Source organism: Pseudomonas sp. N040 (assembly GCF_015637705.1).
In the GTDB taxonomy this organism is placed as follows: Bacteria; Pseudomonadota; Gammaproteobacteria; order Pseudomonadales; family Pseudomonadaceae; genus Aquipseudomonas.
On record NZ_JADOBE010000006.1, the window covers coordinates 127,522 to 153,359 of the forward strand.

Sequence of the window (25,838 nt, forward strand, 5' to 3'; positions counted from 1 at the left end):
AATGACGCCTGGCGCGTCGCTCCTGATACTTGAAAAACCCAATAGCCAGAAGGAAGCCCTATCGTGAAACTCAAACGGCGCGCCAACGCGCATTTCCGGCAGACGGACGCAGGCATGTTGCTGATCGCGACACGGACGGCCCGCCATCCGCAATTGCAATTTCCGCCGCTGGAGTTCGTCCATGACGACGAGCCAGTCGAGGAAGTTGCCATCGGCCCGCAGGGCACGCTCTACACCTACACCATCGTGCATCCGGGCAAGAACAGCGAGCCTTACGCGCTGGCCATGGTCGATTTCGAGCCCAATGTACGCGCCTTCGGCCGCCTGGTTCTCGACGGTGGCAAGGCCCCGAAAATCGGCAGCGCCGTGCGCGTCGTACCTTATGACATGGCTGACGGCAGCGCCGACTACGCCTTTGCCGCCGCGCCAGGAGTCCAGTAAATGAGCGAAGCAAAAATCATTGGTGTCGGCATCACCGACTTTGGCCGCTTTCCCGATCTGCCTGAAGAGGCGCTGGCGCAGTACGCGATTGTCGAGGCGCTGAACGATGCCGGCATCACCGCTCAGGATGTACAGGCCTTCTACTGCGGCAACGCCATCGGTGCCTCGCTACCCGGCCAGCGCACGCTGCGCGAACTGCACACCACCGGCTGCGCCGTGTACAACATCGACAACGCCTGCTCCAGCGGCGCTACGGCGATGAATGCTGCGCTGACCGCGCTCAAGGCCGGCCAGTATGAAACCGTCGTGGTCTTCGGCATGGATCAGCTGAGCAGCCTGGGTGGCGGTCCGCTACCGCTGGGACGCAACGACTGGAACAACAAGCGCGGCATGATCATGCCGGCGCTCTACGCCATGCGCGCCACGCGCTATGTACATGAGCACAACATGTCGCTCGACACACTGGCCGACATCGCGGTGAAAAACCGCCGCCATGGCCTGCTCAACCCGATCGCCACTTTCTGTAAAGCGACGACGCGTGAAGAAGTACTGGCCTCGCGCCCCATCGCCGAGCCGCTGACGCTACTGCAGTGCTGCCCGGCTGTGGTTGATGGCGCCGCTGCCGTCGTCTTGAGCACCAAGCCGATCAAGGGTGCAGCTGCACCGGTGCGCATTCGTGCCTCTGTGGTGCAGTCGGGTTTGTTCGAGACCGGCCATGAAGACATGATCGAAGCCGAAATCACCGCCCGCAGCGCACGCATGGCCTACGAGCAGGCCGGCATCGGCCCGCAGGACCTGAGCCTGATCGAGTGCCACGACGCTTTCACCATCAGCGAGCTGCTCTATTACGAAGCCCTCGGCCTGTGCGGCCGTGGCGAAGCGCCGCAACTGCTGGCCAGTGGCGCCACCACCCTGGGTGGCCGTATTCCGGTCAACCCCAGCGGCGGCCTGATCGCCAAGGGCCATCCGCCGGGAGCCACCGGTGTGGCGCAGATCGTCGAGGTCTGCGAGCACCTGCAGGGCCGCGCCGGCAAGCGCCAGGTCGAGAATGCCCGCTTCGGCCTGACGCAAGTCACCGGCGGCGGCATCTGGGGCGTCGATCACGCCGCCTGTTCCATCCACATTCTGTCCCTGTGAGCCAGGAGTTCATCATGAGTACTAACGTCAACGAAATCCCCGGCTCGCTGCGCGAGATGACCGCCATCGTCACCGGTGGCGCCAAGGGCATCGGCCTGGGCATCGCCAAGGAACTGGCCCGTCACGGCTGCCGTCTGGCCCTGTGGGACATGGATCTGGAGGCCCTGCACGCGGCTACCGATGAAATCGCGGCGCTGGGCGTGGAAGTACAGGCCTTCCAGGTCAACGTCGCCTCCCAGGATCAGGTTGAGGCCGCCGTTGCCCAGCTGCATGGGAAGTGGGGCCGCATCGACGTGCTGGTCAACAACGCCGGCATCGGCGGCGACAAGCTGGTCACCAAGATGGACCTGGACTTCTGGAAGCGCGTGATCGAGATCAACCTGACCTCGCAGTTCATCTGCAGCAAGGCGGTGATCCCCGGCATGGTCGAGCGCAATTTCGGCCGCATCATCAACATCGGCTCGCGCGCCTGGCTGGGCAATCGTGGTCAGGCCAGCTACTCGGCCTCCAAGGGCGGCGTGGTCAGCTTCACCCGTTCGCTGGCGCTGGAATTCGCCCGCAACGGCATCACCGCCAATGCCGTCGCTCCGGGTATCACCGAAACCCCGCTGTTCGCCACCCTGAAAGACGATGTCGTGGACAGCCTGAAAAAGAGCGTGCCGATGCAACGCATCGGTCAGCCGGAGGACATCGCCCAGGCGGTACGCTTCTTCGCCGAGCCAGCCTCCAGCTACATCACCGGTCAACTGCTCTATGTCTGCGGTGGTCGCAGTCTGGGCAGCCCCTCGGTCTGACGGAGTCGCAGCCATGCTCTCAAGCGCCCTGAAGGGAATTCGCGTGATCGACTTCACCCAGGTGGTTGCCGGCCCGACCTGCACCCAGACGCTGGCCGACATGGGCGCCGAGGTGATCAAGATCGAAGCGCCCGGCGGCGACCTGTGCCGCGCCCTGCCGCCCTTCGTGGGCGGCGAGAGCCTGCCGTTCATGGCCATCAACCGCGACAAGCAGAGCGTGGTGCTCGACCTCAAGGACCCGGCCCAGGTGGCCCGGGCCATCGCGCTGATCGACACCGCCGACATCCTGGTCGAATGCTTCCGCCCCGGCGTCATGCAGCGTCTGGGGCTGGGCTATGAGGCCCTGCGCGAGCGCAACCCCAGGCTCATCTACTGCTCCATCTCGGCCTATGGCCAGCACAGCCCGGACAAGGACCTGCCCGGTGTCGATGGCGTAATCCAGGCCGTATCCGGGCTGATGAGCGTGACCGGCATGCCCGACTCCGAACCCTGCAAGGTGCAGGTGCCGGTGGTCGACATGGTCACCGGCTACCTGGCCAGCATTTCGGTACTGGGTGCGCTGGCCTTGCGCCAGCGCGAAGGCGTCGGCCAGCAGCTGGACGTGAGCATGTTCGGTAGCGCGATCGCCCTGCAGCAACTGGGTATCTCCACCTATCTGCACGACCGCGAAATCCCTGCGCGCACCGGCAGCGCGGCGCCCTACTCCACCCCCAACGAAGCCCTGCGCTGCGCCGACGGCTGGATCATGGTGGCCGCCTATCATCCGGCCCGCTGGCAGGCCTTCTGCCGGGTGCTGGGCGTGCCGGAACTGGCCGATGATTCGCGTTTCGCCGAGGCTGGCGTGCGCCTGAAACACCGCGCCGAGCTGATCGCACTGCTGGAGCAGGAACTGACCAAGCGCTCCAAGCACGAATGGCTGCCGCTGCTGCAGCAGGCCGACATCATCTGCGGCGTGATCAACGACTACCGTGAAGTGGTCGGGTCTCCCGCCTTCCAGGCCGCCAACCTGGTAGAGACCTGCATGCACCCGAGCGCCGGCGAACTGAGCCTGCCGCGCAGCCCATTTCAGCACCCCGGAAGCGCTCGCCGTCCAGCGCCGCGCCTGGGCGAAAACACCCACGAAGTGCTCGGCGCGCTGTCAGCCGCCGACTGACCAACCCTTCCAGCGCCACGAGGATTCCAGCATGCCCGTTACCCTGCAGATTCAGGACTATGTCGCCACCGTTACTCTCGACCGCCCCGAGGCCCTGAATTCCCTCGACCCGGAGTCGATCACCCAACTCAAGGAGATCTGGGCGGAAATCACCCGCAACCCCGAGATCCGCGTAGCGGTGCTCACCGCCGCCGGTGAAAAGGCGTTCTGTACCGGCGCCGACCTGAAGAAGACCATGCCGCCGAAGGAGAGCTTCGCTCAGCTGCACTACGCGCCGGCGGGGGCCGAAACCTTCGCTGCCGTGCTCTCAAAGCTCTATACCGACAAGCCGGTGATCTGTGCGATCAATGGCTACGCGCTGGGTGGCGGTCTGGAACTGGCGCTGCTCTGCGATGTCCGCATTGCCTCGACCAGGGCGATCTTCTCCCTGCCGGAAGTGTGCATTGGCAGCATCCCCGGTGCCGGCGGCACGCAGCGCCTGATCCGCACCGTGGGCCGCTCGGATGCGATGCTGATGCTGCTCACCGGCGAACGCATCGACGCCGCCGAAGCCCTGCGTATCGGCCTGGTCAGCCGCGTGGTCGAGCCCGAGCAACTGCTGCCGACCGCCCAGGCCCTGGCTGAAAAGATCGCCGGCAATGCGCCATTGGCCGTGGCCGCCGTCAAACGCCTGGCCAGCATAGGCGGCGAGTTGCCGCTGGCCGCCGGCCTGGAGTTGGAGCAACACGCCTTTGGCGTTCTGCGCGACAGCGAAGACCGTATCGAAGGGCGCAAGGCCTTCGCGGAAAAGCGCAAACCCAATTTCCGCGGCTGCTAGATCGATGAAACTGAGCAAGGAACAAATCCCCGTGCGCTGCACGATCATGCGCGGTGGCACCAGCAAGGCGGTGTTCATGCGCATGGACGACGTACCGAGCGAGCCCGCTGCGCGTGATCGCTTGCTGCTGGCCCTGTTTGGCAGCCCGGACCGGCGCCAGATCGACGGGCTGGGCGGCGCCGATCCGCTGACCAGCAAGTTTGCCATGATCGGACCGGCCACCCGGGCCGATGCCGACATCGACTACACCTTCGCGCAGATCGGTATCGAAGAGGCCTACGTCAGCTACGAGATCGTCTGCGGCAATATCTCTTCGGCCACCGGTGTCTATGCCATCGAAGAGGGTCTGGTGCCGGCGGTCGAGCCAGTCACCACGGTGCGCGTGCACAACACCAACACCAACAGCATCCTGATCATCAAGGTGCAGGTAAAGGACGGCGCGCCGCTGGTTGAAGGTGACTTCGCCATTGACGGCGTGCCCGGCACCGGCGCCGAGGTGGCGCTCGATTACTCCAACACCAGCGGCGGCGCCACCGGCAAGCTGCTGCCCACCGGCAATGTGCGCGACAGCGTGCTGGTGCCCTCGCTCGGGCGCAGCATCGAGGTGTCGATCGTCGATATCGGCACCATCTGCGTCTACTTCCGCGCCGCCGACCTCGGCCTGACCGGCAGCGAGCTGCCCGGCGAAATCCCGCCCGCGAAGTACGTTGCCGCCGAAGAGATTCGCCTGGCCGCCGCCGCTTTGTGCGGCCTGCCGCAAAGTGGCAAGAACATCACGCCCTTCCAGATCATGATCGCCCCGCCGCGCGACTACAGGTCGCTGCCGGGTGAAGCGGTAAAAGCCGCGGACATCGACTTCGTCGCCCGGCAGATCAATGTCGATGGCTGGATGCACAAGGCCTTTGCCGGTGGTGCATCCACCTGCACCTCGGTAGCGGCGCAGATCGAGGGCACGATTGCGCACGAGTGCAGTTCGCTGGCTACCACTCCGCGCCGGGTCCGGATCGGCCACCCCAGCGGGGTGCTGCCGATCTTCGCCCACGTCGAGCGCGACGCGCAGGCTGCCTGGGTGGTGCGCGAAGTTCACTTCTCACGCACGGTGCGCCGCCTGATGGATGGCACGACCTATATCCGGCGTGCCGTGATGGAGGGCTGAGCGCTCGTGAAAAATCTACTGCGCGTTTTGGGTCAAGGCTTGGGCGGTGCTCGCAATCCGCATGTACTCAAGTACGTTCCGCTTGCTGCGTTCCGTCCGCACCCTGCTGCAACCCGCTCGCTACGATTTTTCACAAGCTCTGAGTCGCCAGCGGCTCAACCACTTTCGGTAGCCGCGATACCGGCACGCAGCGGGCGACCGCGATCGCCATGATCGATAAGGCCAACATGCCGGCCACCACAGCCACGATCAAGATCGAAGACGAAAGCAAGCCCGCAATCCCTGTTCCTGGTCATGTAAGGAGACCGCCATGACTACCAAGAAAAACCCGCCTAGCACAACGCGCAGCCCGGCGAAGCGGCGCGCAAGCAAGCGCGCAGAGCCCTCCGCAATCTCCGATAATGCGGCCGAACTGATCCAGGCCGCGAGCAACAATACGCTGGCTGCCAGCCCCCTGATCGGCCTTTCGGCACGCGACGTGGGCGCCGCCGCCGGGGCGATGGTCGATGCGGTGATACGCACTCCGGGCGAGGCCAAGCGTCATCTGGGTAATCTCGGGCGCGAGGTGCGCTCGGTGCTCAAGGGCGAATCCTCGCTCGCGCCCAATCCCAAGGACCGCCGCTTTGCCGACCCGGCCTGGCAAGGCAACTTCGTGCTCAAGGGCCTGCTGCAAACCTATCTGGCCACGCAACGCGAGCTCGACCGCTTCATCGAAGCCGCTGATATCAGCCCGGTGAAAAAGGGCCGCGCGCATTTTCTCTCCAGTATCGTCGTCGATGCCCTGGCGCCCAGCAACTGGCCGCTGGCCAACCCCACCGCCCTCCGCAAGGCGCTGGATACCGGCGGTGCCAACTACAAACAGGGCATACGCAACCTGATTGCGGACATTCGGCACAACAACGGCCTGCCTTCACAGGTCGATAGCGAACCGTTCAAGGTCGGCGTCAATGTCGCCACCACGCCGGGCGACGTGGTCTTCCGCAATGAAATGTTCGAGTTGCTGCACTTCCGCCCGACCACCGCCAAGGTGCACCAGCGCCCGCTGGTCATGTCACCGCCACAGATCAACAAGTACTACATGATCGACCTCGCACCGGAGAAGAGCCTGATCAAGTGGGCTACCGACAGCGGCATTCAGTTCTTCTGCATCAGCTGGCGCAACCCCAAGAGCGAGCACCGCGACTGGGGGCTGGCCGACTATGTGCGCTGTCTCGATCAGGCCGTGGATGTGGCGCGTGAGATTACCGGCAGCCCGGATGTGAACATGTGGGGCAGCTGCTCCGGCGGGCTGACCCTGGCCGCCTATCTGGCCTGGCTGGCGGGGCGTGGCGAGCAGAAAAAAGTCACCAACACGACCTGGGCGGTCTGTGTCCTTAATACCAAGATCACCGTCGACGAAACCACCATCGGGCTGTTCACCACACCCAAGAGCATGGCCAAGGCCAAGGCGGCGTCGCGCAAGAAAGGTCGGATTACCGGCGCTGAACTGGCAAGGATGTTCGCCTGGATGCGCCCGAACGACCTGATCTGGAACTATTGGGTCAACAACTATCTGCTCGGCAACAAACCGCCGGCCTTCGACATCCTGGCCTGGAATAACGACACCACGCACCTGCCGGCGAAACTGCATGCCGACTACCTCGATCTGGTGGAACGCAACCCCTATGCCAATCCCGGCGCCATGGAAATCGACGGCGTGCCCATCGACATGCGCAAGGTGAAGGTCGGTGCCTATGTCATCGGCGGCACGACTGACCACATCACGCCCTGGCATGGTTGCTATGGCAGTGCACGCCTGCTGGGCCCGGATACCACCTTCGTACTGGCCAACGCCGGCCACTTGCAATGTTTCGTTAATCCGCCCGGCAATCCGAAATCGTTCTACTTCATGGCGCCGGCCAAGGCCAGGGATGCCAATGCCTGGCTCAAATCCGCCGGGACGCAGGTGAGCGGAAGCTGGTGGCCGCACTGGCGCGAGTGGATACAGCAACGCTCAGGCATAGAAGTCGATGCCCCGGCCAAAACCGGCTCGGCCAAGTATCCGTCGCTGTGCCCGGCCCCCGGCACCTACGTGCTGGAAAAATAAACTGCCATTCAACTAGGAACTGGACATAAACCATGCGCTATCGACTGCGTTCCGCCATGGAAAAAACTTTGCACCCCGTGCAACGCGTTTTGGAGTTTCGCCAGGCACTGGTGAAACATCGGCTGCACCCTCTGGCTAACTCACGCCTGAACAGGCTGCGGGCGGCTGCTATCGAATCGACGATCCGCCTGATCAAGCCCTACCCGAAGCAGTCCTTCAACTACGCACCGATTACCGTACCAGGGCATCCCGGGCCCCTGGCCGTGGATGAAGAAGTTGTGCTGCACAAACCCTTCTGCGAGTTGCGCCGCTTCTCGACGGTACTGAGCAAGGATGCACCGAAAGTGCTCTTCGTGGCGGCCATGTCCGGTCATCACGCCACCTTGTCCAGGGAGACCTTGCAGGCGTTCCTGCCCGGCTTCGATGTGTACATTACCGACTGGGTCGATGCTCGCCTCGTTCCGCTGCAAGAGGGGCACTTCGACTTCGAAGACTATGTCAGCTACCTGATCGAGTTCCTGCAACATCTCGGGCCGAAGGTGCATCTGATCGGCCTGTGCCAGGCCGCGGTGCCGGCGCTGTGTGCCACGGCGTTGATGGCGGAGGACAAGGACACCTGCCGTCCGGCCACACTCAGCCTGTTGGCTGGGCCGATCGACGTGCGCGTCAACCCCAACAACTTCATCAAGCGCACTGCAAGCCTGCCGCATTCGATCATGAAGATGCACATTCATACCGTGCCCAAGGGCTACCCCGGCGTCGGGCGCAAGGTCTATCCCGGCTACATGCAGCTGATGGGCTTCGTCTCCCTCAACCTGCGCAACCATGTGCGCAAGCATGTCCAGTTCTTCCAGGACGTGGCGGCGGACAACCTCAGCGCCGCAGAGAAACATCGCGAGTTCTACGACGAGTACAACGCCATGATGGACTCGACCGCCGAGTTCTACCTGCAGACGCTGGAACGCGTGTTCTTCGACCAGCATCTGGCCAAGGGCACCATGCGCTACCGGGGTCGCCTGGTGAATCCGGCCGCCATTCGCGACATACCATTACTGACCCTGGAAGGCGAAAACGACGACATGGTTGCCATTGGTGTGACCGAGGCGGCACAGGGCCTGTGCACCAACCTGCCGGACAAGCTGCGCGAGCACCGGGTTGAGCCCGGGGTCGGCCACTACGGCATTTTCAACGGCACGATCTACCGCAACCGCATCGCCCCCCGGATGATGGACTTCATGCAGCGTTACCCCAGATAGACAGCGGACTGCTGCCCGTCTAACCACAATCAACATGGCTGCCCCGTGCAGCCACAAAACAGGAAAACAACACTATGTCGAATCAGATCACCGGCGCCGAACTGCTGGCGCGCGCGCTGGCCAATGAAGGCGTCCGTTTCGTCTTCGGCCTGCAGTCCCCCGAGGCCGATCCGTTCCTTGCCGCGCTGGAAGGCAACTCGATCGAATTCATCACGGTGCGTCACGAGGCGGCCGCGGTACACATGGCCGAAGGCATGTACAAAACCACCGGCCAGGTCGCCGCCGTGCTGGGCAACCCCGGCCCGGGCTCGGTCAACCTGCTGCCGGGCATCGTCACCGCGCGCCACGAAGGCGTGCCGGTCATCGCCATCACCCCGCAGCACCGCCTGGGCCTGGTCTATCCCACCACGCCGGCCACCTACCAGGGAGAAAACCAGCTCGAGCTGTTCAAGCCCGCGGTCAAGTGGGGCGGGCCCATGTTCGAATGGACACGCATTCCCGAGATCGTGCGCATGGGCATGCGGGAAATGTGGAACGGCCGCCCCGGCCCCATCCAGTTCGAGATCCCCGCCCCGGTCTTGTATGCCCTGGGTGATCCCGCCACTGCACCGATCTATCCCAGCAGCCAGGGTCGGGCCAGCCTGCCGCAAGCCTCCGAGGCGCAGCTGGAAAGCGCTGCCGAGATGCTCGCCACGGCGCGCGCGCCGGTGATCTTCGCCGGCTGCGGGGTCGACCGTGCCGGCGCCAACCAGGCCCTGCTGGCACTGGCCGAACGCCTGGGCGCGCCGGTACTGCCGTCGATGGCCGGACGCAGCGTCTTCCCGCGCGAACATCCCCTGTGCTTCCAGTCGCAAAGCCCCGCGGCCGACACGCTGCGCCAGAAGGCCGACGTGATGCTGATCGTCGGTTCGCGGGTCGGCAACATCGAAGTGCCGTTCGACAAGTACTGGGGCGACCCGCGCGGCTGCCGCATCATCCAGATCGATGTGGACGCGCTGAACATCGGCGTGTCGCGCCCGGTCACCCTGGGCATCGTCGCCGATGCGCGCAGCGCCCTGGAGGGCCTGGCGCGCCAACTGGAACAGCGCCGGATCACCAGCCACGGGCGCACCGACATTGCCGTCATGCGCCAGCAGTTCGACCAGTGGGCCCTTGGCATCAGCGCCGGCATCCAAAGCTGGCAGGGCCCCGGCATCCACCCCGCCCACGCCTGCGCCACCGTGGGTGCGGTATTCGGCCAGGAGACGGTGTATTTCCTTGATGGCGGCATGACCACCCTGTGGGCCTCCGTGGCCCTGCCAGCGACCCAGCCTTCCTCGTACCACAGCATCCTCGAGCTGGGCATGCTCGGCGTCGGCATTCCGGCCGCCATCGGTGCCAAGCTCGCGGCCCCCTCGCGCGACGTGGTCTGCGTCACCGGCGATGGCGCTGCCGGCTTCAACGTCATGGAGCTGCAGATCGCGGCCCGCGAAGGCATCAAGGTCACAGTGGTGGTGATGGCCGAAGGTGAGTGGAGCATGTCGCGCCTGAACCAACTCGCCCGCTGGGGGCGCACGTTCAAGACCGCCATGGGCGAAGTGCGCTGGGATCGGGTTGCCGAAGGCCTTGGCTGCCATGGCGAGTATGTCGAGTCGATGAGCGATCTGGGCCCCGCGCTGCTGCGCGCCAAGTCTGCCCCTGGCCCGGCACTGGTCTGCGTACGCACCGACCGCGACGCCAACGCCGACATTCCGTCGTCGATCGCCAGCCGCTTCATGGAAGTCTACACGGGCCCTAACGCCTGAACGCAGCTGCCATGCTGCCTGTCCGCAGGCAGCTCAGCCCGGACTCAGGCAATCGCCTGGAAATCGTTTAGCCCAGGTAAACGTTTCCCAGAATATATCGAATGACACTCCGAGCCCCTCTCTGGATACTCGGTGACAGAAAAAACGGCTGGAGTTGCATCGGCTGGCTGGCCAAAGTCCTTATTTGGCCGTGAGCAGAAGAAGCACCAGGCAGCACACCATCAAGCGGGTATTCCCAGGACTACCCCGCGATACAACCCAGGAGACACCAATGGGCAAGTGGAATTTCTCGGCTCCGATGGTTCAAGGCAATGCGCCGCGCCAGGCGCACGCCGACATCCCCTCCGGCCTGTGGGAGCGGGAAATGGGGCGCGATGCCTTTTTCGGCCCGTCCACCGATTTCTATCACCGCAATCCGCCGAATGCCTGGAGCACCATCGACAAGAATGGCCCGCGCCCGCACGTGTTCGACACCCGCCACATCGTGCACATCACCCGCTCGCCCTGGCATGCAGCAGAGATGCTGGTAAACGACAGTATCCGCATCCGCTACTGGAAGACCAGCGGCAGCATGGACCACCTGGTACGCAACGCTGACGGCGACGAACTGATCTTCATGCACCGCGGCAGCTGCGAGCTGTTCTGCGACTTCGGCCATATCAGCCTGGTCAAGGGCGACTACTTCATTCTGCCGCGCGGCACCATGTGGCGCATCGAGGCTGACGGTGATGTCGACATGCTGCTGGTCGAGTCCACCGACGCGCCCTACCGCCTGCCGGAAGGGTCTATGCTAGGCCGTCACCTGCCCTTTGATCCGGGCGTGCTCGACGTGCCGCAGCTGAATGAAACCTTCCGTGCGCAGAAGCGCGATGCCGAATGGCAGATCCGCGTCAAACTGGATAACCGTACCTCCGATATCACCTTCCCGTTCAACCCGCTGGATGCCGAGGGCTGGAAGGGAGACCTCTACCCGATCCGCCTGAACGTCAAGGATATCCGCCCGATCTCCTGCAGCCGCGCCCATGTGGTGCCGAGCGGCCATTGCACTTTCGTCAGTGACCGCTTTCTGGTGTGCACATTCCAGCCCTACCCGTCGCCGACCGACCCGGATGCGCTGCAACTGCCGGCTTATCACGAGAACGTCGAGTGCGATGAAGTGCTGTTCCTCCACGACGGCCAACCTTCGTCCCTGACCGAAGGTTTCGAGCCGGGCCTGATGACCCTCGACCCGCGCGGCCTGACCCACGGCCCGCTGCCGGACCAGCAGAAGTACTTCCACAACCCTGCCCCGGATATGGACAACAACTTCACTGTGCTGATGTTCGACACCCGCGACCCGCTGAAACTGGGCAAGCATGCGCGTCACTACGAACTGCCCGCCGTGCAGTGGCTGCCCACCGACGGCATCAAGAATGCCCCGGATGCGCTGCGCAAGTTTCACCCCCTGCGCCAGCTGGCCAAGGCGGGTGCCATTGCCCACTACCTGTATGTGCAGGCGCGCTACCGCATCAGAAAGATCATTTACTGAGCCCGTCGCCCCTTGTCATCCACCGCCTGAACGAGAGCCAATTCATGGATGCCCTTTACCTCACCCTGCTGCAGCAGTTCTTTGCCGGCGCCTTCCTGTGCAACAGCGTCCCCCATCTGGTGGCGGGCCTGCAGGGCCGCAAGTTCCCCTCGCCCTTCTCCATCCCCGCCACCATCGGCTACTCCTCGGCGCTGACCAATGTGCTCTGGGGCCTGATCAACGCGGTGGCCGGTCTGCTGCTGCTCAGCGCGGCGCCGGTGACTGTCGGCCTCAACGCCGGCTGCATCAGCGCCCTGCTCGGTGCAGCCAGTACCGGCATCTTCGTCGCCAAGCACTTTGGCCGGGTGACCGCCGGCGGACGCTGAGTCATCCGCACCAGGCCCACTGAACGGCAATCGCATACAGATGTCCACGTCGCAGCCGCCTCGGCGCAATGACGCAACAGGCAAGCCGCCAAGGCGCGTAAACAGGAGAACAGCATGAGCAACAAGTGGAATTTCAAGGCCCCGCTGACGCGTGGAATAGCTCCGCGTCAGGCCCACGCCAACGTACCCGAAGGCCTCTGGGAGCGCGAACTGGCGCGTGATGCCTTCTTTGGCGCGTCCACCCACTTCTACCATCGCAACCCGCCGACAGCCTGGAGCAGCATCGACGAGCAGGGCCCCCGTCCGCATTGCTTCGACACCCGACATGGCATCCCCAGCAGTGCCTCACCCTGGGACGCCCGCGAACTGGCGAGCAACGCCAGCGTGCGCATTCGCTTCTGGAAAACCAGTGGCAACATGGACCACCTGGTGCGCAACGCCGATGGCGATGAGCTGCTGTTCATCCACAGCGGCGGCTGCGAACTGTTCTGCGACTTCGGCCATATCAGCCTGGCCAAGGGCGACTACTTCATTCTGCCGCGCGGCACCCTGTGGCGCATCGAGGCCAGCGAAACTGTCGAGATGCTGCTGATCGAGTCGACCGATACGCCCTACCGGCTGCCGGAAGACTCCATGCTCGGCAGGAGTCTGCCCTTCGACGCCGGGGTTTTCGACGTACCGGAGATCGACGACGCATTTCGCGCCCAGGTGCGCGAGCGCCAGACCAGGGTACGCATCAAGCACGGCGGCAACCTGTCCAACCTGGTCTATCCATTCAACCCGCTGGATGCCGAGGGATGGCAGGGTGACCTCTACCCGATCCGTCTGAACATCCGCGACATTCGCTCTATTTCCTCGCACCGCGCCGAAGTGGTGCCCAGCGGGCATATCACCTTCCTCAGCGACCGCTTCCATATCTGCACCTCGATGCCGACACCGCCGCCAAAGGACCCGAACACACTGAAGGTGCCGGCGTTCCGCGACAGCGTGGAGTTCGATCAGGTGCTGTTCGTGCATGACGGCCACCCCAGCGCGCAGCACATCGGCCTGGAAACCGGCCTGCTGACTCTTGATCCGCGCGGCGTCACCTACGGCCCGCAACCGCACCTGCTCTATCTGTTCCATGACCAGGCGGCCAGCGCCGCGGCTCATCAGTGCAGCCTGATCATGCTCAACGTGCGTGACCCGCTGACCGTTGCTCAGGACGGCGACAGCCAGCCAGCCCCGGCCGCCAGCGCCGCTACAACCGATACCACGCCTGCAACCGCTCCGGCCGCCAACACACTGCTGCTGAACAAGCTGAACCTGTCCAGCGAACTGGCCAGCCGGCTGATGGCGGGCGCAGTCGCCAAGGCCAAGGAAATGGGCATCCCGATGTCCATCGCCATCAGCGACGCTGCCGGCAATCTGGTGCAGTTCCAGCGTATGGACAATGCCTCGCTGATCAGCCTGGGCATCGCCCAGGACAAGGCCTACAGCTCGGCTGCCACCGGCGTGCCGACCGATGCCCTGCACGAGTTCATCAAAGGCGATGCGCCGCTGGCTGCAGGCTTGGTACACACCCCGCGTCTGGTGGTATTCGGCGGCGGCTACCCGGTGATTGCCGACGGCACGGTCGTTGGCGCCATCGGCGTCAGCGGCGGTCACTACAGCCAAGACATGGACGTCGGAAAAGCCGCGCTGGCCTTTGCCGGTCTGGCCTGATTCCAACCCAACTCAACCCAACTCAACCCACCTAACCCCCACAACGGAGCTTCATCATGGAACCCACTACTCTCGTCTACCTGCAGCAATTCCTGGTCGGCATGTTCCTGCTCAACAGCGTGCCGCACCTGGCCGCCGGCCTGCAGGGCCGCACCTTCCCGTCGCCCTTCGCCAACCCGCCGACCATTGGCCACTCCTCCGCTCTGGTCAACGTGTTCTGGGGCCTGTTCAACGTAGTGGCCGGCCTGGTCCTGCTGGACATGGCACCGATCACCATCGGCTACAACGGCGGCTTCATTGCCGCCATTGCCGGCGCCCTGGGTACAGGCGTGTTCCTCGCCCTGCACTTTGGCAAGTTCGCCTGGCGCAACCAGAAGCAATGACGACCCTGTGGTGGTGACAGCCCTGTCGCCACCACTACCCTGACCCTGCCGAGGAGGTCAAGCGCGACTCCGGCACCGCCCATTTCCGCTTCAACAATGCTGGCGTGATGCTTAACCGCACCTTCGATCACCAGTCGATCGAAGAGCTACGCCCGGCTGGTGCAGATAATGACTTGAAACAGCTGACCGGCAGGAACAATGGCGTGCGCGGCCAACGGCCGCCGACACCCTGCCTGCAGCATGTAGTTCAACGGCTTTCAGAGTGCTGTCGTCAGCAATCAGCGCACTTACAGCCAGGCCATAAGCTGTCGTTCTTGAACGGGAAACCCCGGATGGCTCCAATGCGGCAGGGGCCGGACCACTGCCTGGCCCAGGCTTGAAGGCCGCAAGACATTTGCCGAGAAGCGCCAGCCGCAATATGAAGGACTGTAAGTTAGTGGAGATGATGAGTATGAAAGACGATAAGTCAGTGGCGATGACAGATGCCCCCCGAGAAGGTACACGCTATCGCTTCTCCGGCCATGAACGGATCCTGCACCGTACGCCTGCGCATAAGGGCCTACCGGAGTTGATGGACTGGTTCGGCTACCGCCGCGCCTACATTGTCTGCTCGCGAACACTCAACACCAAAACCGATGTGATCCGCCGGCTTGAGGCCGCGCTCGGCGAGCGCTGCGTCGGTGTCACCGATGCAGTAGGCGAGCATTCGCCCTTGCCCAACGTATTGGCCGCCGCCCGTGAGGCACACACGCTCGATGCCGACGTGATCGTCTCGGTGGGTGGCGGGTCGGTCATGGACATGTGCAAAGCCATGCAGTTGTGCATCACCGAGCAGGTTTTTGACCGCAGCAGCCTTCTACAGCTGCAAATGAAGCTGTCGGCCGATGGAACGGAAGTGATTGCGGCTACGCGCACCTCGCCCCGTGTCAGGCATATAGCCATACCGACGACCCTCGCTACCTCGGAATGGACGCCGGTCAGTACGCCCATCGACGAAGAAACCCACCTGAAGGCACGGTTTCTAATAACGGATGGAGCTCCACACGGCATTGTGTATGACCCGGAGCTGCTGGCGCGCACGCCTCTGTCGCTGTTGTTGTCGACCGGCATACGCGGGCTGGACCATGCCATCAACACGGTGTGCTCTACTCAGCCGCACCCCCTTGCCAGTCTGCTGGCGGAAAAGGCTATTCAGCTCTATGTCGAGAACCTGCCGCGCCTGAAAGACAGCACGGACCTGGAGGCCTTTTCGAATTGCCAGCTGGCAACCTGGTACACCGGAATGGGGCAGCTGTCCGTGCCGCACGGCTTTAGCCACTGGATGGTCCATATCGTCGGCCCTTATGCCAACATTCCGCACAGCGACGCCGCGTGCGTGCTGATGCTTGCGCAGGCCCGATGGCTTGAGCATCACGCCGCAGCCCAGCATGGCAATGTGCTGCGTCTGTTGGGGCGTTCTGGTTCGTTTGCCGACGTGCTGGATGGTCTGCTGGCGGAATTGGGCTTGCCGCGCAGTCTGCAGGACCTCGGATTGAGCGCTGAACAGGTGGAGTCCTTCATTCAGCCAGCCCTTGCGCATCCGCAGGTGACCCGGAATAACCTCCGGCCCATCACCACCGCGGAAGATCTGCGCGCAATATTGCATTTGGCTGACCGGACTTATTCTTCCACTTCGATTTGAATGTCTGAATTGCCTCTGGAGTTGCAGACAAATCCCGGTGGCTGCTTTTGGCCGATTCTGTTGAAAAAGTAGCTGTCTCCCCGTGCCGTTGGCAAAATTGCTCTGTCAGTGAACGCGGGGTCGAACTGAATCGCCCCTGATTTCGCAGACACACAATGACCGCTTCTGGTCGATTCTGTTGAAAAAGTCGGTTTTCCCAAACGCCCCATATCGTGATCTGTGAAAATGCTTTATTTGCACGTTGCTACGTGAAATCGGAGTCCAGAAGCCTCTGCCGGAAGTAAGGATTTCAATCTCAAGCGCGTACTTTTCTGTCGAGAAAATCATGACGGACTTTTTCAACAGCTTCTGGCCGTTCTCTGCCAGTCATCACTACGGCGGGCCAAGCTCAGGTCGAATGCAAATGACCGGTCAATGGCATTGCAATCGGTTGACGAAAGTCGCTGTCAATCCAACACTCCAGCCGGCACTGCCGCCGGACGCCGCCACTGGCTCAGTGCCACTCCGGCAAACACCAGCACAGCCCCCGCCATCTGCAGCACATTCAGGCGCTCATCCAGCAGCCACACGGCAAAGATCAGGGTAAACACCGGGATCAGATTGACGAAACCCGATGCCTGGCTCGCCGGCAGCCGACTGACGCCGAAGTTGAACAGCCCGTAGGCGACCACGGTCACCACCAGCCCCAGGTAGAGCACCGCCAGCGCCCCCTGCAGGCCGATCTGCACCGGCAGCGGCTGCAGCGCCAGGGCCAGCGGCAGGAAGAAGATGGCGCCGACAAACGCCTGCATGGCGGTCAGGATGAACGCCGAATAGCGCGACGACAGATGCTTGAGCAGCAGCGTGTAACCCATCGCGCAGAGCATGGCGAGAAACTCGAAGAAGTTGCCCGCCAGCGGATTGGGTGCGCTGGCATCCGCGCTGCCGACCAGGCTCATCCAGATCGCTCCGCTCACGGCCAGCAGGAAGCCGGCCAGGGTCAGGCGGGTAATCCGCTCGCCCAGCGCCAGGTAGGCGCCGATCGCCACCAGCAGCGGCATCAGCGCGGTGATCATGCCTGCCTGTGCGGCACTGGTGTTCTGCAACGCCAGGGCCTCGAAGACGAAATACAGACAGGGCTCGCACACTGCCAGCCCGAGCAGGTACTTCCAGTCACCGGCCTGATAGTGCATGCGCCCACGCCAGCGCCAGGCCAGCAGGAACACCAGGCTGCCGATGGCCATGCGGCCAAAGATCACCCACATGGGTGGCAGTTCGACAAAGGCGATTTTCAGCGCGATGAAGGAACTGCCCCAGAGCGCCATTGCCAGCGTCAGGCAGGCCAGGGCAAAGAAACGGGTATGCCGCACGCGAGTCTCCAGGGTTGGGCTGAACTATTGATTCGGCTCTTGATTTGCAAGCGCGGCGCCCGCGCCGCGACGGGGCGGCAAACGCACACGCCGGCATTACGCCAAACCGGTTGGGCAATCCGGCGGGAAGCAGTCGCCAGCCTGTACGGCCCAGCACCCAAGGGCAAGGGCATTTCCAGATGTCGGCCACAGGCACGACCATAAATGTCGCATCAGCCCAAGAGTGCTGCGCCCGCCCGTAATTCGCTGGCAGCAATGGCTTTCCAAACGGTTACAATCAAGCCTGCTGGCCATCCAGCGTGTGCCCGAATGCCCATGGAGATTCCCCCTTGCCCCTGAAGCACGCCCTGTCCCGTTTTCTGCAACTGGAGTCTGCCAGCGGGCTGCTGCTGATTGCAGCCGCCGCCCTTGCCCTGGTGATCAACAATTCACCGTTGGACTTTCTCTACAACGGCCTGCTGGATACCCGGGTTGCCGTGCAGATCGGCGCACTGGCCATTCAAAAGCCCCTGCTGCTGTGGATCAACGATGGACTGATGGCGCTGTTTTTCCTCACCGTCGGACTGGAGCTCAAGCGCGAGATCCTTGAAGGCCAGCTGGCCAGACCGGCGCAGATCATCCTCCCGGGGGCGGCGGCCATCGGCGGCATGCTGGTACCGGCGCTGATCTACTGGTTCATCAACCGCGACGACCCGGCCGCCATCAGCGGCTGGGCCATTCCGATGGCCACCGACATTGCCTTTGCCCTCGGCGTGCTCGGCCTGCTGGGCAGCCGGGTACCGGCCTCGCTGAAACTGTTCCTGATGACCCTGGCGATCATCGACGATCTCGGCGCCATCATCGTCATCGCGATTTTCTACTCGACCGACCTGTCGCAACTGTCGCTGATCCTGGCCAGCATTTTCCTGATTACGCTGATCGTGATGAACCGCCTGGGCGTGAGCAAACTCTCGCCGTACATGGTGATCGGTACCTGCCTGTGGATCTGCGTACTGAAAAGTGGTGTCCATGCGACCCTGGCCGGCGTGGTGCTGGCGTTCACCATCCCACTGCGCCCGACCAATGGCGAGTCCTCACCCGCGCACGCGCTGGAACAGGGCCTGCATCCGTGGGTAGCCTTCTTCATCCTGCCGCTGTTTGCCTTCGCCAACGCCGGTGTGCCGTTCAGCGGCATGAGCCTTGCCAGCTTTGTCGATCCGGTGCCGCTGGGAATTGCCGCCGGCCTGCTGCTGGGCAAGACCCTTGGCGTGTTTGGCCTGACCTGGCTGGCGGTGAGCTTGCGCATTGCGCGACTGCCACTCGGCGCGAACTGGACGCAAGTGCTGGGGGTCTCCGTGGTCTGCGGTATCGGCTTCACCATGAGCCTGTTTGTCGGCTCGCTGGCCTTTACCCCGGACAGTCCGTACTTCGGCCTGGATCGCGTCGGCATTCTCAGCGGCTCGCTGCTCGCCGCCGTCATTGGCTATTCGATTCTCGCGCTGGCCGGCAAAAAAACCGTGCGCTGAAGCATCCTTGCAGGCATAAAAAAACCCGCTGAAGTCAGCGGGTTTTTTACGGCTTGCGAGGTCAGGGTGCTACGCGGCTGGTGCCGTTGACCGTCATGATGCGCACACGTTGGCCGACCTTGAAGATCTGGTTGGGCTCTACTTCCTGGACATAGGCGCGCAGGCTTCCGTCGTCTTCACGCACGGTGATTTCGACACCCTGGGTGCGCGTAAAACCTTCTTCGGCAGCGGCACCGAGCAGGCCACCGGCTACCGCACCGATGACCGCCATGACATAACTGCCCTTGCCGCCACCGACCGCGCTGCCACCAATACCGCCCACCGCGGCGCCGGCACCGGCACCGATTGGCGTCTTGGTGCCTTCGATCTGCACCGGGCGCAGGTACTCAATGGTCCCCAAGCGCACGTTCTGCACACTGCGCGCTTCATCGCGGGAATAACTGTCACCGGTCAGATTGGAAGCACAACCGCCGATCATCAGGGACATGGCCGCGATACTGGCCACCAGCAAAACAGGCTTACGCATGTGAATCTCTCCATTAACAGGTTGCGCAATTAGACCGCGCAAAAGCGCAACTGTCACCCGCTCACTGAAAATCCTGTGCGAGAATTCTGCAATCGGACATTTACCGCCAGAGATCAACATGGACTACTTCATCATCGCGCTGCTCACTTTCACCGCCATCTACTTTCACTGGTGGCTGTATGTACGCTTCAAGCGCTGGGGTGACCGCGACTTGGCCCTGTCGATGGCCGGCGACGACGCCGCGAAAAAAACCTACATGCTCGAACGGCTGGCACAAGCGCAGCGCCACAAGATCAAGGGCGCCGCCCTGCAAGCCTGGCTGGAGCAGGCCGCCAGCGACTATCCGCAAGCCTGAGCGATGTTTCAGGCCACTCAGGGGGCCAGCCGCTCGCGCTGCCAGCCGCCCGTCTCCAGGCGGTAATTCAGGCGATCATGCAGCCGACTCGAGCGCCCCTGCCAGAATTCGATTCTGTCCGGCAACAGCCGGTAGCCGCCCCAATGCTCCGGGCAGTGCGGCGCCTGATCGAGAAAGCGCAGTTCGGCACTGGCCAGCAAGGCTTCCAGTTCGCCGCGATCACGCAACACCCGGCTTTGCGGGGAAGCCCAGGCGCCCAGGCGACTGCCCAGCGGCCGCACCTGAAAATAGGCATCCGACTCTTCCCGGGTAACCCGCTCCACCCGACCTTCGATGCGCACCTGGCGCTCCAGCGTTGGCCAGAAAAAGGTCATGGCGGCCAGCGGGCAGGCTTTCAGCTGCTCGCCCTTGGCGCTCTCATAGTTGGTGAAGAAGGTGAAACCACGCTCATCGAGGGCCTTGAGCAAGAGCACCCGGCAATGCGGCCGGCCGGCCCGGTCAACCGTCGCCAATATCATGGCGTTGGGTTCTACCGGCGCTCGTTCGGTCTGCCGTGCATCATCGAACCAGCGGTGAAACAGACTGAACGGTTCGTCTGGAGACTGGGCTTCAGTCAATCCTTCACGGGTATACTCCCGGCGCATATGGGCGAGTGAATGGGGCATGACGCTTCTCCTGTTACTGAAACTTTGAGCCTAACCATTAGTCAGAGAGTGCGTCTTGATTTGCGGCAAGTCACAAAACGCCAACAAAATGACGTCATAATGTGCCAGATGAATCCCGATCACTTGTAGAAATCCCCAAATACAGCAACTCTGCTAACAGGTTCACACTAATCGGACAACTCTTTGGAATCCACTGGCATTGATACCCTGACAGGCCTGCTTGACCGGCAAGGCTGCCTGCGCACGGCGACCCGGCTTACCGCCAACGCCAGGCGCAGTCATCAGCCACTGATCGCCCTGTGGCTGAACATCGACCGTTTTCGCACCATCAACGGTTCGCTGGGTATTTCCGGCGGCGATGCCGTCATCGCCAAGCTCGCCAGCCGCATGCAGTCCCGACTGCAACATCGCGCGCATCTGGCGCGCATGGGCAGCGATGATTTTCTCCTGCTGGCCAGCGGCTTCGCCGCCGGTGAAGCGACCTTGCTGGCGGCAGAGGTCATGGCGCTGATCAAGCAGCCGATGAAAATCGGCAGCATCGTGCTCCATCCAACCTGCTCCATGGGCTTGGCCAGCCTCGAATACGCCGAACCAGCCGAAATCTTTCTGCAGCGCACCGAACATGCCATGTTTGAAGCCAAGCGCCAGGGCGGCGATCAAATGGTGGTGCTGGGCGACGAGCAGCTCCCCGAGTGGTTGGGGATCAATCTGGCGCGCGAAGAGCTGGAAGTTGAACACAAGCTGCACGCCGCCCTGGAAAACAACGGCCTGTACCTGCAGTTCCAGCCGATCCTGCGCTTTGACGGCCAGGTTGAATCGGTCGAAGCACTGATGCGCTGCACGATCAACGGCGAGCTGATCCCGCCGAACATATTCATTCCGGTCGCCGAGAAGACCGGGCTGATCGTGCGCCTCGGCGAGTGGTGCCTGATGAAAGCCGCGATGCAGGCCAAGCACCTGTCCGAAGCCGGAATCAATACCAAGATCGCGGTGAATGTTTCACGGGCTCAACTGACTGCACCCAAGTTCTCCAAGGCGCTCTACAACGCGCTGGTGTGCAGCGGTGTGGCGCCCGAACTGATCGAACTGGAGATTACCGAGTCGTTGTTCATGGATGTCTCGGATCAGGTCCAGAACCACCTGCGCGACGCGATCGAGATGGGCGTCAGCCTGTCGATCGACGATTTCGGTACCGGCTATTCCTGCCTGGCCACCCTGAAAGACATTCCAGCCACCAAGCTGAAGATCGACCGCGCCTTTGTCGCCCCGCTCCCCGAAGACCAGCGCGGCTTTGCCCTGGTCAAGGCCATCACCCAGCTGGGCCGCGAACTGGGCATGACGGTGGTCGCCGAAGGTGTGGAAAACCCGGCGCAACTGGAAAAACTCCGCGAAGCCGGGGTGGATGCCATCCAGGGATTCCTGCACAGCCGACCGATGAATGAAGATCAACTGCTTGACTGGCTGCTACGCCAGAAGAAGATGAACTGGGCTGCCGACACCTTCGCGAAAATAGGCTGAGCAGCAGCGCTGGCTGCCCTGCCAGCCAGCGAGGCGAACGCATCCTGCTCCTGCCACCACCGCTACCGGCCCTCGTCCTTCCAGCGCAGCCGCTACCTACAGGCAGCCCTGCAGCACACCTGCCAGGCGCTGCGCCCTTGGGTCCATCAGCACATAGGGCCCCAGGCTGTTGGTGACAAAGCCAAAGGCTACCTCGCGCTCCGGATCGGCGAAGCCGATCGAGCCGCCAGCCCCCGGATGCCCGAAACTCTGCGGCCCGAGCCCGAAGGTGGCATTGGCAACCTCTGGTTGATCGAGCATGCAGCCCAGGCCGAAGCGGGTGCTGGTGAGCAGGGTCAGATCCTCGCCGCGGCAATGCTCGCGGGTCATCTCCGCCAGCAGCTCGCCTTCGAGCAAACGGCCGTCGAGCAAGCCGCTGTAGAACCCCGCCAGGCTGCGCGCATTGCCGTGCCCGTTGGCCGCCGGCTGCTGGGTACGGCGCCATTCGGGTTTGTTGGAGCTGGTCAGGATCGACGGCGGGTTGGCAAAGGCCAGCGTGGTCATCGCCGCCGGCTGGGTGAACGTTACCCGCAGCAAGCGCTGCGCAGCCGCATCCCCCAGCTCGCCCTTGACCCGGGACAGATGGGCCACCCGCGGAAACTCGGCATCATCCAGGCCGATATGAAAATCCAGCCCCAGAGGCGCCGCCGTTCGCGCCACGATCGCCTCGCCGGGGGCCTTGCCGGTGCACCGCCGCAGCAGTTCACCAACCAGCCAGCCATAGGTGATCGCGGCATAGCCATGGGCCTTGCCCGGCACCCACCAGGGTTCCTCGGCAGCCAGCGCCGCACACATCCGCGGCCAGTCATAGAGCGCCTCGGGCGGCAGCAAGTGACGCAAGGCCGGCAGACCCGCCTGGTGGGAGAGCAGTTGGCGCACACTGATGCGCTCCTTGCCCGCAGCGGCGAATTCAGGCCAGTAGCGGGCCACCGGCGCATCCAGCTCCAGCCGGCCTTCGCCCGCCAGCTGCAGGACGGTTACCGCGGCGAACGGCTTGGTACAGGAGAACAGGTTGAGAATGGTGTCGCTGTGCCAGGCCTGGGTGCCGTCCTTGTCCGCCAGCCCAGCCCACAGATCGACCACCGTCTCGCCGCCAACCTGCACGCAGAGCGCGGCACCGCGCTGCTGCGGGTCATTGAACAGGGCTGCGAAAGCATCGCGCAGCGCCGCGAAACGAAGATCAAAAAAACCCTGTACCTGCACCGCACTCTCCCTTGAGAAATCAACCGCAATCACGCCCGTTCGGACTCAGGGCGCAACCGCCTGCTGCGCTGCCGGCTTGGCCTGGGCCGCTGGCAACCATTGGCCAGGCAGCGCCAGATTGGCCTTGCGCACCGCTTCCACAAAACCGCGATAAGGCAGGTCGGTAATGCCGATCAGGCCCAGATGACCATTTTCACCATCGAGCAAGCGCCCGCTGACCGGCTGATCAAGGTACTGGAACCAGTGCGCGCCGACCAGTTGCGGCTCCTTGAGCGACTCCTTGAGGAAATTCGCATAGGCCGGGCCACGCTCCTCCTCCCGATAGACTTCGCTGACCCCGCCCCAGAACGGACCACGATCACGCGAGCCAAAATGGAACTCGCTGACCAGCACCGGCTTGTCCAGCTGGCGCAGCAGGCTCCAGTCGTAACCGGACTGCACTGTACGGCTGTAGAAATTGAAGCTCAGCACGTCGCAATACTGCGCACAGGCAGCCACCGCTTCCGGTGTGGTGATGGCGAAGCGCCCGCCCAGCAGCAGCTGGTTCGGTGCATGCCACTCCAGCGCATCGGCAATGGTCTTGAAGTAGGTGTCGGCGAACAGGCGGAGGAATTTCTGCAGGTCCTTTTCGATCTCCGGGTGCGCCGCATCCGGCAGTGGCGCCTCGAAGCCCGGGTCCTCCATCAATTCCCAGGCCTGCAAGTCGATGCCCCAGGCCTTGGAAATACCCTTCTGGTTACGGTACTTGTCGCGCAGCTGCTTGAGAAATGCGCGCTTGGCCGGAACGTCGGTGGTCAGGCGCAAGGTGGCATAGGCCAGGGCATAGCGCGCCCGGGCGTCGCTGCCGGGGGCCGCCCAGGCCAGCTCGTTGTCGGCGAAGTAGCCGATCAGCCAGGGGTCATCACGGCGGTCGCGGCTGGCAATGGCGATGGTGCGCTCGGTAGCCATGGCAAAGCGCGGATCAAACGGATCGGGCATGCCGCCCCACCAGTCCTGGCCGGTGCTGATCGAGGCAAAGTCACCACGAATCGACAGGGGCACGGTATAGGGCACACGCTGATTGTCGACCAGCTCCGGATCGCTCCAGTTGCCCAGCGTGTTGAAGCCCCAGGCCTGCAGGCGATCGAGGCTGAGCTGGCGCCATTGCGCCAGGTCGGCACTGCCATGGATGCGCTGGCGATTGGCATTGTAGAAGTCATACCAGCGCCCGTGATCGTAGGCCCGCCCGCGGTTGGCGCCGCTGTCGCTGCGATTGTCGCCAGTGCCGTAATGCACTGCCAGCGGCTCGCCATCCGCCGGCAGGCTGGCAAACATCGCCTCACGCCCCTCGACATAGGTCTGGCTATGCGCAGGCGATACTGCATTCACCCCGAGCGAAAAGAAGGCATTCCCCTCCGGGGTCACCAGGTACCAGCGACCATCCCGCTTGCTGGTATGGAAAAAGCCGCTGGCCTCGAAGCCCCCGGCGTTGAGCATGCCGCCAAACTTGTCGGTCTGCGGCCGCTTCGCCAGCCAGTCCTTGAGTAGTGCCTGCTCCTGCTGGGCGGCATTCTTCAGTTGCTGCTGGTCTTTGACCTTTTCCGGCCAGCTGCCACGGGTGTACTGCCCATAGGCATCGACCAGACCTTCGTACAGTGGCTTTTGCAGGCTGTCCTGGCGTGTACCGAGACGCCCCAGGAGAATGCTTTGCGGGCTATCCGGTTGCGGCATGGACAGACTGACCGACAGCACCTGGTCTGCAGCCAGCTCGCCCTCGACATTTTCTGCCAGCAGCCAGCGCTGGCCATCCCTGACCCACGGCATCGGCGGTCCGGCACGCATGCCATGGGCCAGCGGCGAGGTGGCCGCCAGCGGCAGCAGCAGGGTCTGTGCCGGACCGGCCGGCAATGCCAGGCGGGTTCGCAACAACTTGCCACCCGCACTCTCGATCACCACGTCCAGGGTAATCGCCCAGTCCATGGCGTTCTGCAGGCGCAGGCTCACGGCTTCGGCACCGCTCCAGTTCCAGCTGCCCGACTGCGGGAACATACGCAGGACCGGCTGCTCGGCGACCTTGAAGGTCAGGCGACGCAGTATCTCGCCCTGGCCATTTTCTTCGGCTGTCTGGCTGGGCAGCAGGGTGCCCTGCAACTCCAGCCGGACCACATCCAGCGGTTTCACGAAGTTGTACAACTCCGTGGGTTCTCCCGCGTACAGCTGCCCGGCAACGCCCAGCCCCATTACCATGAGCAGCATGCCCCGCCGCACCGCGCTATATAGCTTCATCTACTGCCTCTGACTTCCCGCATAGAACCGGCATTATCCTGCAAGGCAGCAGCCAAACTGCGCCAGCCCAACGGAAAACACGCGGTACCGCAATTGATTCAACCGGTTGGCCCGGCTGCCAGCTGTTT

Annotated in this window: 22 protein-coding genes; 17 read left to right on the forward strand and 5 right to left on the reverse strand. The window is 63.3% G+C overall.

The genetic code is table 11. From position 1 onward, the window contains the following. Nucleotides 1-63: 63 nt before the first annotated feature. The 14 genes from ISX93_RS10770 (at nucleotide 64) to ISX93_RS10835 (ending at nucleotide 16,285) form a co-directional block, all read left to right on the forward strand. Nucleotides 64-441 (forward strand): Zn-ribbon domain-containing OB-fold protein, encoded by a 378-nt coding sequence (locus ISX93_RS10770; RefSeq protein WP_219841017.1) that lies wholly within the window; start codon nucleotides 64-66, stop codon nucleotides 439-441. Further along, the gene (locus ISX93_RS10775; protein ID WP_195778732.1) at nucleotides 442-1,578 is read left to right on the forward strand and encodes a thiolase family protein; all 1,137 of its coding nucleotides are present in this window, start codon (nucleotides 442-444) and stop codon (nucleotides 1,576-1,578) included. Between the two features lie 14 nt (nucleotides 1,579-1,592). Continuing rightward, nucleotides 1,593-2,372: an SDR family NAD(P)-dependent oxidoreductase gene (locus tag ISX93_RS10780; protein ID WP_195778733.1), complete on the forward strand. Its 780-nt coding sequence runs from the start codon at nucleotides 1,593-1,595 to the stop codon at nucleotides 2,370-2,372. Nucleotides 2,373-2,385: 13 nt separating this feature from the next. After that, nucleotides 2,386-3,525: a CaiB/BaiF CoA transferase family protein gene (locus ISX93_RS10785; protein WP_195778734.1), complete on the forward strand. Its 1,140-nt coding sequence runs from the start codon at nucleotides 2,386-2,388 to the stop codon at nucleotides 3,523-3,525. Between the two features lie 31 nt (nucleotides 3,526-3,556). Next, nucleotides 3,557-4,342 carry an enoyl-CoA hydratase/isomerase family protein gene (locus tag ISX93_RS10790; protein WP_195778735.1) on the forward strand — a complete coding sequence of 262 codons (786 nt, stop codon included), beginning with the start codon at nucleotides 3,557-3,559 and terminating at the stop codon, nucleotides 4,340-4,342. Between the two features lie 4 nt (nucleotides 4,343-4,346). Continuing rightward, nucleotides 4,347-5,498 carry a 2-methylaconitate cis-trans isomerase PrpF family protein gene (locus ISX93_RS10795; protein WP_195778736.1) on the forward strand — a complete coding sequence of 384 codons (1,152 nt, stop codon included), beginning with the start codon at nucleotides 4,347-4,349 and terminating at the stop codon, nucleotides 5,496-5,498. A gap of 310 nt (nucleotides 5,499-5,808) precedes the next feature. Then, entirely contained in the window at nucleotides 5,809-7,584 is a 1,776-nt protein-coding gene (locus ISX93_RS10800; RefSeq protein WP_195778737.1) for an alpha/beta fold hydrolase, read from the forward strand. A gap of 32 nt (nucleotides 7,585-7,616) precedes the next feature. Beyond that, complete coding sequence (gene phaZ, locus ISX93_RS10805) at nucleotides 7,617-8,840, forward strand: polyhydroxyalkanoate depolymerase (RefSeq protein WP_258166971.1); 1,224 nt, start codon at nucleotides 7,617-7,619, stop codon at nucleotides 8,838-8,840. A 74-nt stretch (nucleotides 8,841-8,914) separates the two neighbouring features. Then, nucleotides 8,915-10,624, forward strand: coding sequence for a thiamine pyrophosphate-binding protein (locus tag ISX93_RS10810; RefSeq protein ID WP_195778739.1), 1,710 nt, complete (start codon nucleotides 8,915-8,917; stop codon nucleotides 10,622-10,624). 271 nt (nucleotides 10,625-10,895) lie between these two features. Then, entirely contained in the window at nucleotides 10,896-12,152 is a 1,257-nt protein-coding gene (locus ISX93_RS10815; protein ID WP_195778740.1) for a homogentisate 1,2-dioxygenase, read from the forward strand. Nucleotides 12,153-12,196: 44 nt separating this feature from the next. Then, nucleotides 12,197-12,517, forward strand: coding sequence for a hypothetical protein (locus tag ISX93_RS10820; RefSeq protein ID WP_219841018.1), 321 nt, complete (start codon nucleotides 12,197-12,199; stop codon nucleotides 12,515-12,517). A 114-nt stretch (nucleotides 12,518-12,631) separates the two neighbouring features. Further along, entirely contained in the window at nucleotides 12,632-14,221 is a 1,590-nt protein-coding gene (locus ISX93_RS10825) for a heme-binding protein (RefSeq protein ID WP_195778741.1), read from the forward strand. Nucleotides 14,222-14,277: 56 nt separating this feature from the next. Then, nucleotides 14,278-14,604: a hypothetical protein gene (locus ISX93_RS10830; protein WP_195778742.1), complete on the forward strand. Its 327-nt coding sequence runs from the start codon at nucleotides 14,278-14,280 to the stop codon at nucleotides 14,602-14,604. A gap of 451 nt (nucleotides 14,605-15,055) precedes the next feature. Next, nucleotides 15,056-16,285: an iron-containing alcohol dehydrogenase gene (locus ISX93_RS10835; protein WP_219841019.1), complete on the forward strand. Its 1,230-nt coding sequence runs from the start codon at nucleotides 15,056-15,058 to the stop codon at nucleotides 16,283-16,285. Between the two features lie 446 nt (nucleotides 16,286-16,731). Here ISX93_RS10835 and ISX93_RS10840 read toward each other — a convergent pair whose 3' ends face one another. Further along, nucleotides 16,732-17,634 carry a DMT family transporter gene (locus tag ISX93_RS10840; RefSeq protein WP_308705326.1) on the reverse strand — a complete coding sequence of 301 codons (903 nt, stop codon included), beginning with the start codon at nucleotides 17,632-17,634 and terminating at the stop codon, nucleotides 16,732-16,734. A 329-nt stretch (nucleotides 17,635-17,963) separates the two neighbouring features. Between ISX93_RS10840 and nhaA the strand changes: the two genes are divergently transcribed. Beyond that, nucleotides 17,964-19,139, forward strand: coding sequence for a Na+/H+ antiporter NhaA (gene nhaA, locus ISX93_RS10845; protein ID WP_195778743.1), 1,176 nt, complete (start codon nucleotides 17,964-17,966; stop codon nucleotides 19,137-19,139). Between the two features lie 61 nt (nucleotides 19,140-19,200). Here nhaA and ISX93_RS10850 read toward each other — a convergent pair whose 3' ends face one another. After that, a complete protein-coding gene (locus ISX93_RS10850; RefSeq protein WP_195778744.1) occupies nucleotides 19,201-19,665 on the reverse strand; it encodes a hypothetical protein in 465 nt (154 codons plus the stop codon). 118 nt (nucleotides 19,666-19,783) lie between these two features. On the opposite strand from ISX93_RS10850, the gene ISX93_RS10855 reads away from it, so the two are divergent. Beyond that, on the forward strand, nucleotides 19,784-20,020 hold the full coding sequence (locus tag ISX93_RS10855) for a hypothetical protein (protein WP_195778745.1): 237 nt from the start codon (nucleotides 19,784-19,786) through the stop codon (nucleotides 20,018-20,020). Between the two features lie 17 nt (nucleotides 20,021-20,037). On the opposite strand, the gene pdxH is transcribed toward ISX93_RS10855, so the two are convergent. Beyond that, nucleotides 20,038-20,685, reverse strand: coding sequence for a pyridoxamine 5'-phosphate oxidase (pdxH, locus tag ISX93_RS10860; RefSeq protein WP_195778746.1), 648 nt, complete (start codon nucleotides 20,683-20,685; stop codon nucleotides 20,038-20,040). A 183-nt stretch (nucleotides 20,686-20,868) separates the two neighbouring features. On the opposite strand from pdxH, the gene ISX93_RS10865 reads away from it, so the two are divergent. Then, nucleotides 20,869-22,203, forward strand: coding sequence for a putative bifunctional diguanylate cyclase/phosphodiesterase (locus tag ISX93_RS10865; RefSeq protein WP_195778747.1), 1,335 nt, complete (start codon nucleotides 20,869-20,871; stop codon nucleotides 22,201-22,203). Between the two features lie 96 nt (nucleotides 22,204-22,299). Here the strand turns inward: ISX93_RS10865 and ISX93_RS10870 are convergent, their stop codons facing one another. Both ISX93_RS10870 and ISX93_RS10875 read right to left on the reverse strand, forming a co-directional pair. Further along, nucleotides 22,300-23,445 carry a serine hydrolase domain-containing protein gene (locus tag ISX93_RS10870; RefSeq protein WP_195778748.1) on the reverse strand — a complete coding sequence of 382 codons (1,146 nt, stop codon included), beginning with the start codon at nucleotides 23,443-23,445 and terminating at the stop codon, nucleotides 22,300-22,302. Between the two features lie 45 nt (nucleotides 23,446-23,490). Beyond that, on the reverse strand, nucleotides 23,491-25,680 hold the full coding sequence (locus ISX93_RS10875) for a beta-agarase (RefSeq protein ID WP_195778749.1): 2,190 nt from the start codon (nucleotides 25,678-25,680) through the stop codon (nucleotides 23,491-23,493). Nucleotides 25,681-25,838: the final 158 nt, after the last annotated feature.

Excerpts from the sequence above, each read along its gene's own strand:
- ISX93_RS10780 (WP_195778733.1), top strand. The coding sequence starts at position 1,593 with ATGAGTACTAACGTCAACGAAATCCCCGGCTCGCTGCGCGAGATGACC.
- ISX93_RS10835 (WP_219841019.1), top strand. The coding sequence starts at position 15,056 with ATGAAAGACGATAAGTCAGTGGCGATGACAGATGCCCCCCGAGAAGGT.
- ISX93_RS10810 (WP_195778739.1), top strand. The coding sequence starts at position 8,915 with ATGTCGAATCAGATCACCGGCGCCGAACTGCTGGCGCGCGCGCTGGCC.
- ISX93_RS10830 (WP_195778742.1), top strand. The coding sequence starts at position 14,278 with ATGGAACCCACTACTCTCGTCTACCTGCAGCAATTCCTGGTCGGCATG.
- ISX93_RS10825 (WP_195778741.1), top strand. The coding sequence starts at position 12,632 with ATGAGCAACAAGTGGAATTTCAAGGCCCCGCTGACGCGTGGAATAGCT.
- ISX93_RS10855 (WP_195778745.1), top strand. The coding sequence starts at position 19,784 with ATGGACTACTTCATCATCGCGCTGCTCACTTTCACCGCCATCTACTTT.
- ISX93_RS10790 (WP_195778735.1), top strand. The coding sequence starts at position 3,557 with ATGCCCGTTACCCTGCAGATTCAGGACTATGTCGCCACCGTTACTCTC.
- ISX93_RS10795 (WP_195778736.1), top strand. The coding sequence starts at position 4,347 with ATGAAACTGAGCAAGGAACAAATCCCCGTGCGCTGCACGATCATGCGC.
- pdxH (WP_195778746.1), bottom strand. The coding sequence starts at position 20,685 with ATGCCCCATTCACTCGCCCATATGCGCCGGGAGTATACCCGTGAAGGA.
- phaZ (WP_258166971.1), top strand. The coding sequence starts at position 7,617 with ATGCGCTATCGACTGCGTTCCGCCATGGAAAAAACTTTGCACCCCGTG.
- ISX93_RS10775 (WP_195778732.1), top strand. The coding sequence starts at position 442 with ATGAGCGAAGCAAAAATCATTGGTGTCGGCATCACCGACTTTGGCCGC.
- ISX93_RS10820 (WP_219841018.1), top strand. The coding sequence starts at position 12,197 with ATGGATGCCCTTTACCTCACCCTGCTGCAGCAGTTCTTTGCCGGCGCC.
- ISX93_RS10785 (WP_195778734.1), top strand. The coding sequence starts at position 2,386 with ATGCTCTCAAGCGCCCTGAAGGGAATTCGCGTGATCGACTTCACCCAG.
- ISX93_RS10815 (WP_195778740.1), top strand. The coding sequence starts at position 10,896 with ATGGGCAAGTGGAATTTCTCGGCTCCGATGGTTCAAGGCAATGCGCCG.
- ISX93_RS10800 (WP_195778737.1), top strand. The coding sequence starts at position 5,809 with ATGACTACCAAGAAAAACCCGCCTAGCACAACGCGCAGCCCGGCGAAG.
- ISX93_RS10850 (WP_195778744.1), bottom strand. The coding sequence starts at position 19,665 with ATGCGTAAGCCTGTTTTGCTGGTGGCCAGTATCGCGGCCATGTCCCTG.
- ISX93_RS10875 (WP_195778749.1), bottom strand. The coding sequence starts at position 25,680 with ATGCTGCTCATGGTAATGGGGCTGGGCGTTGCCGGGCAGCTGTACGCG.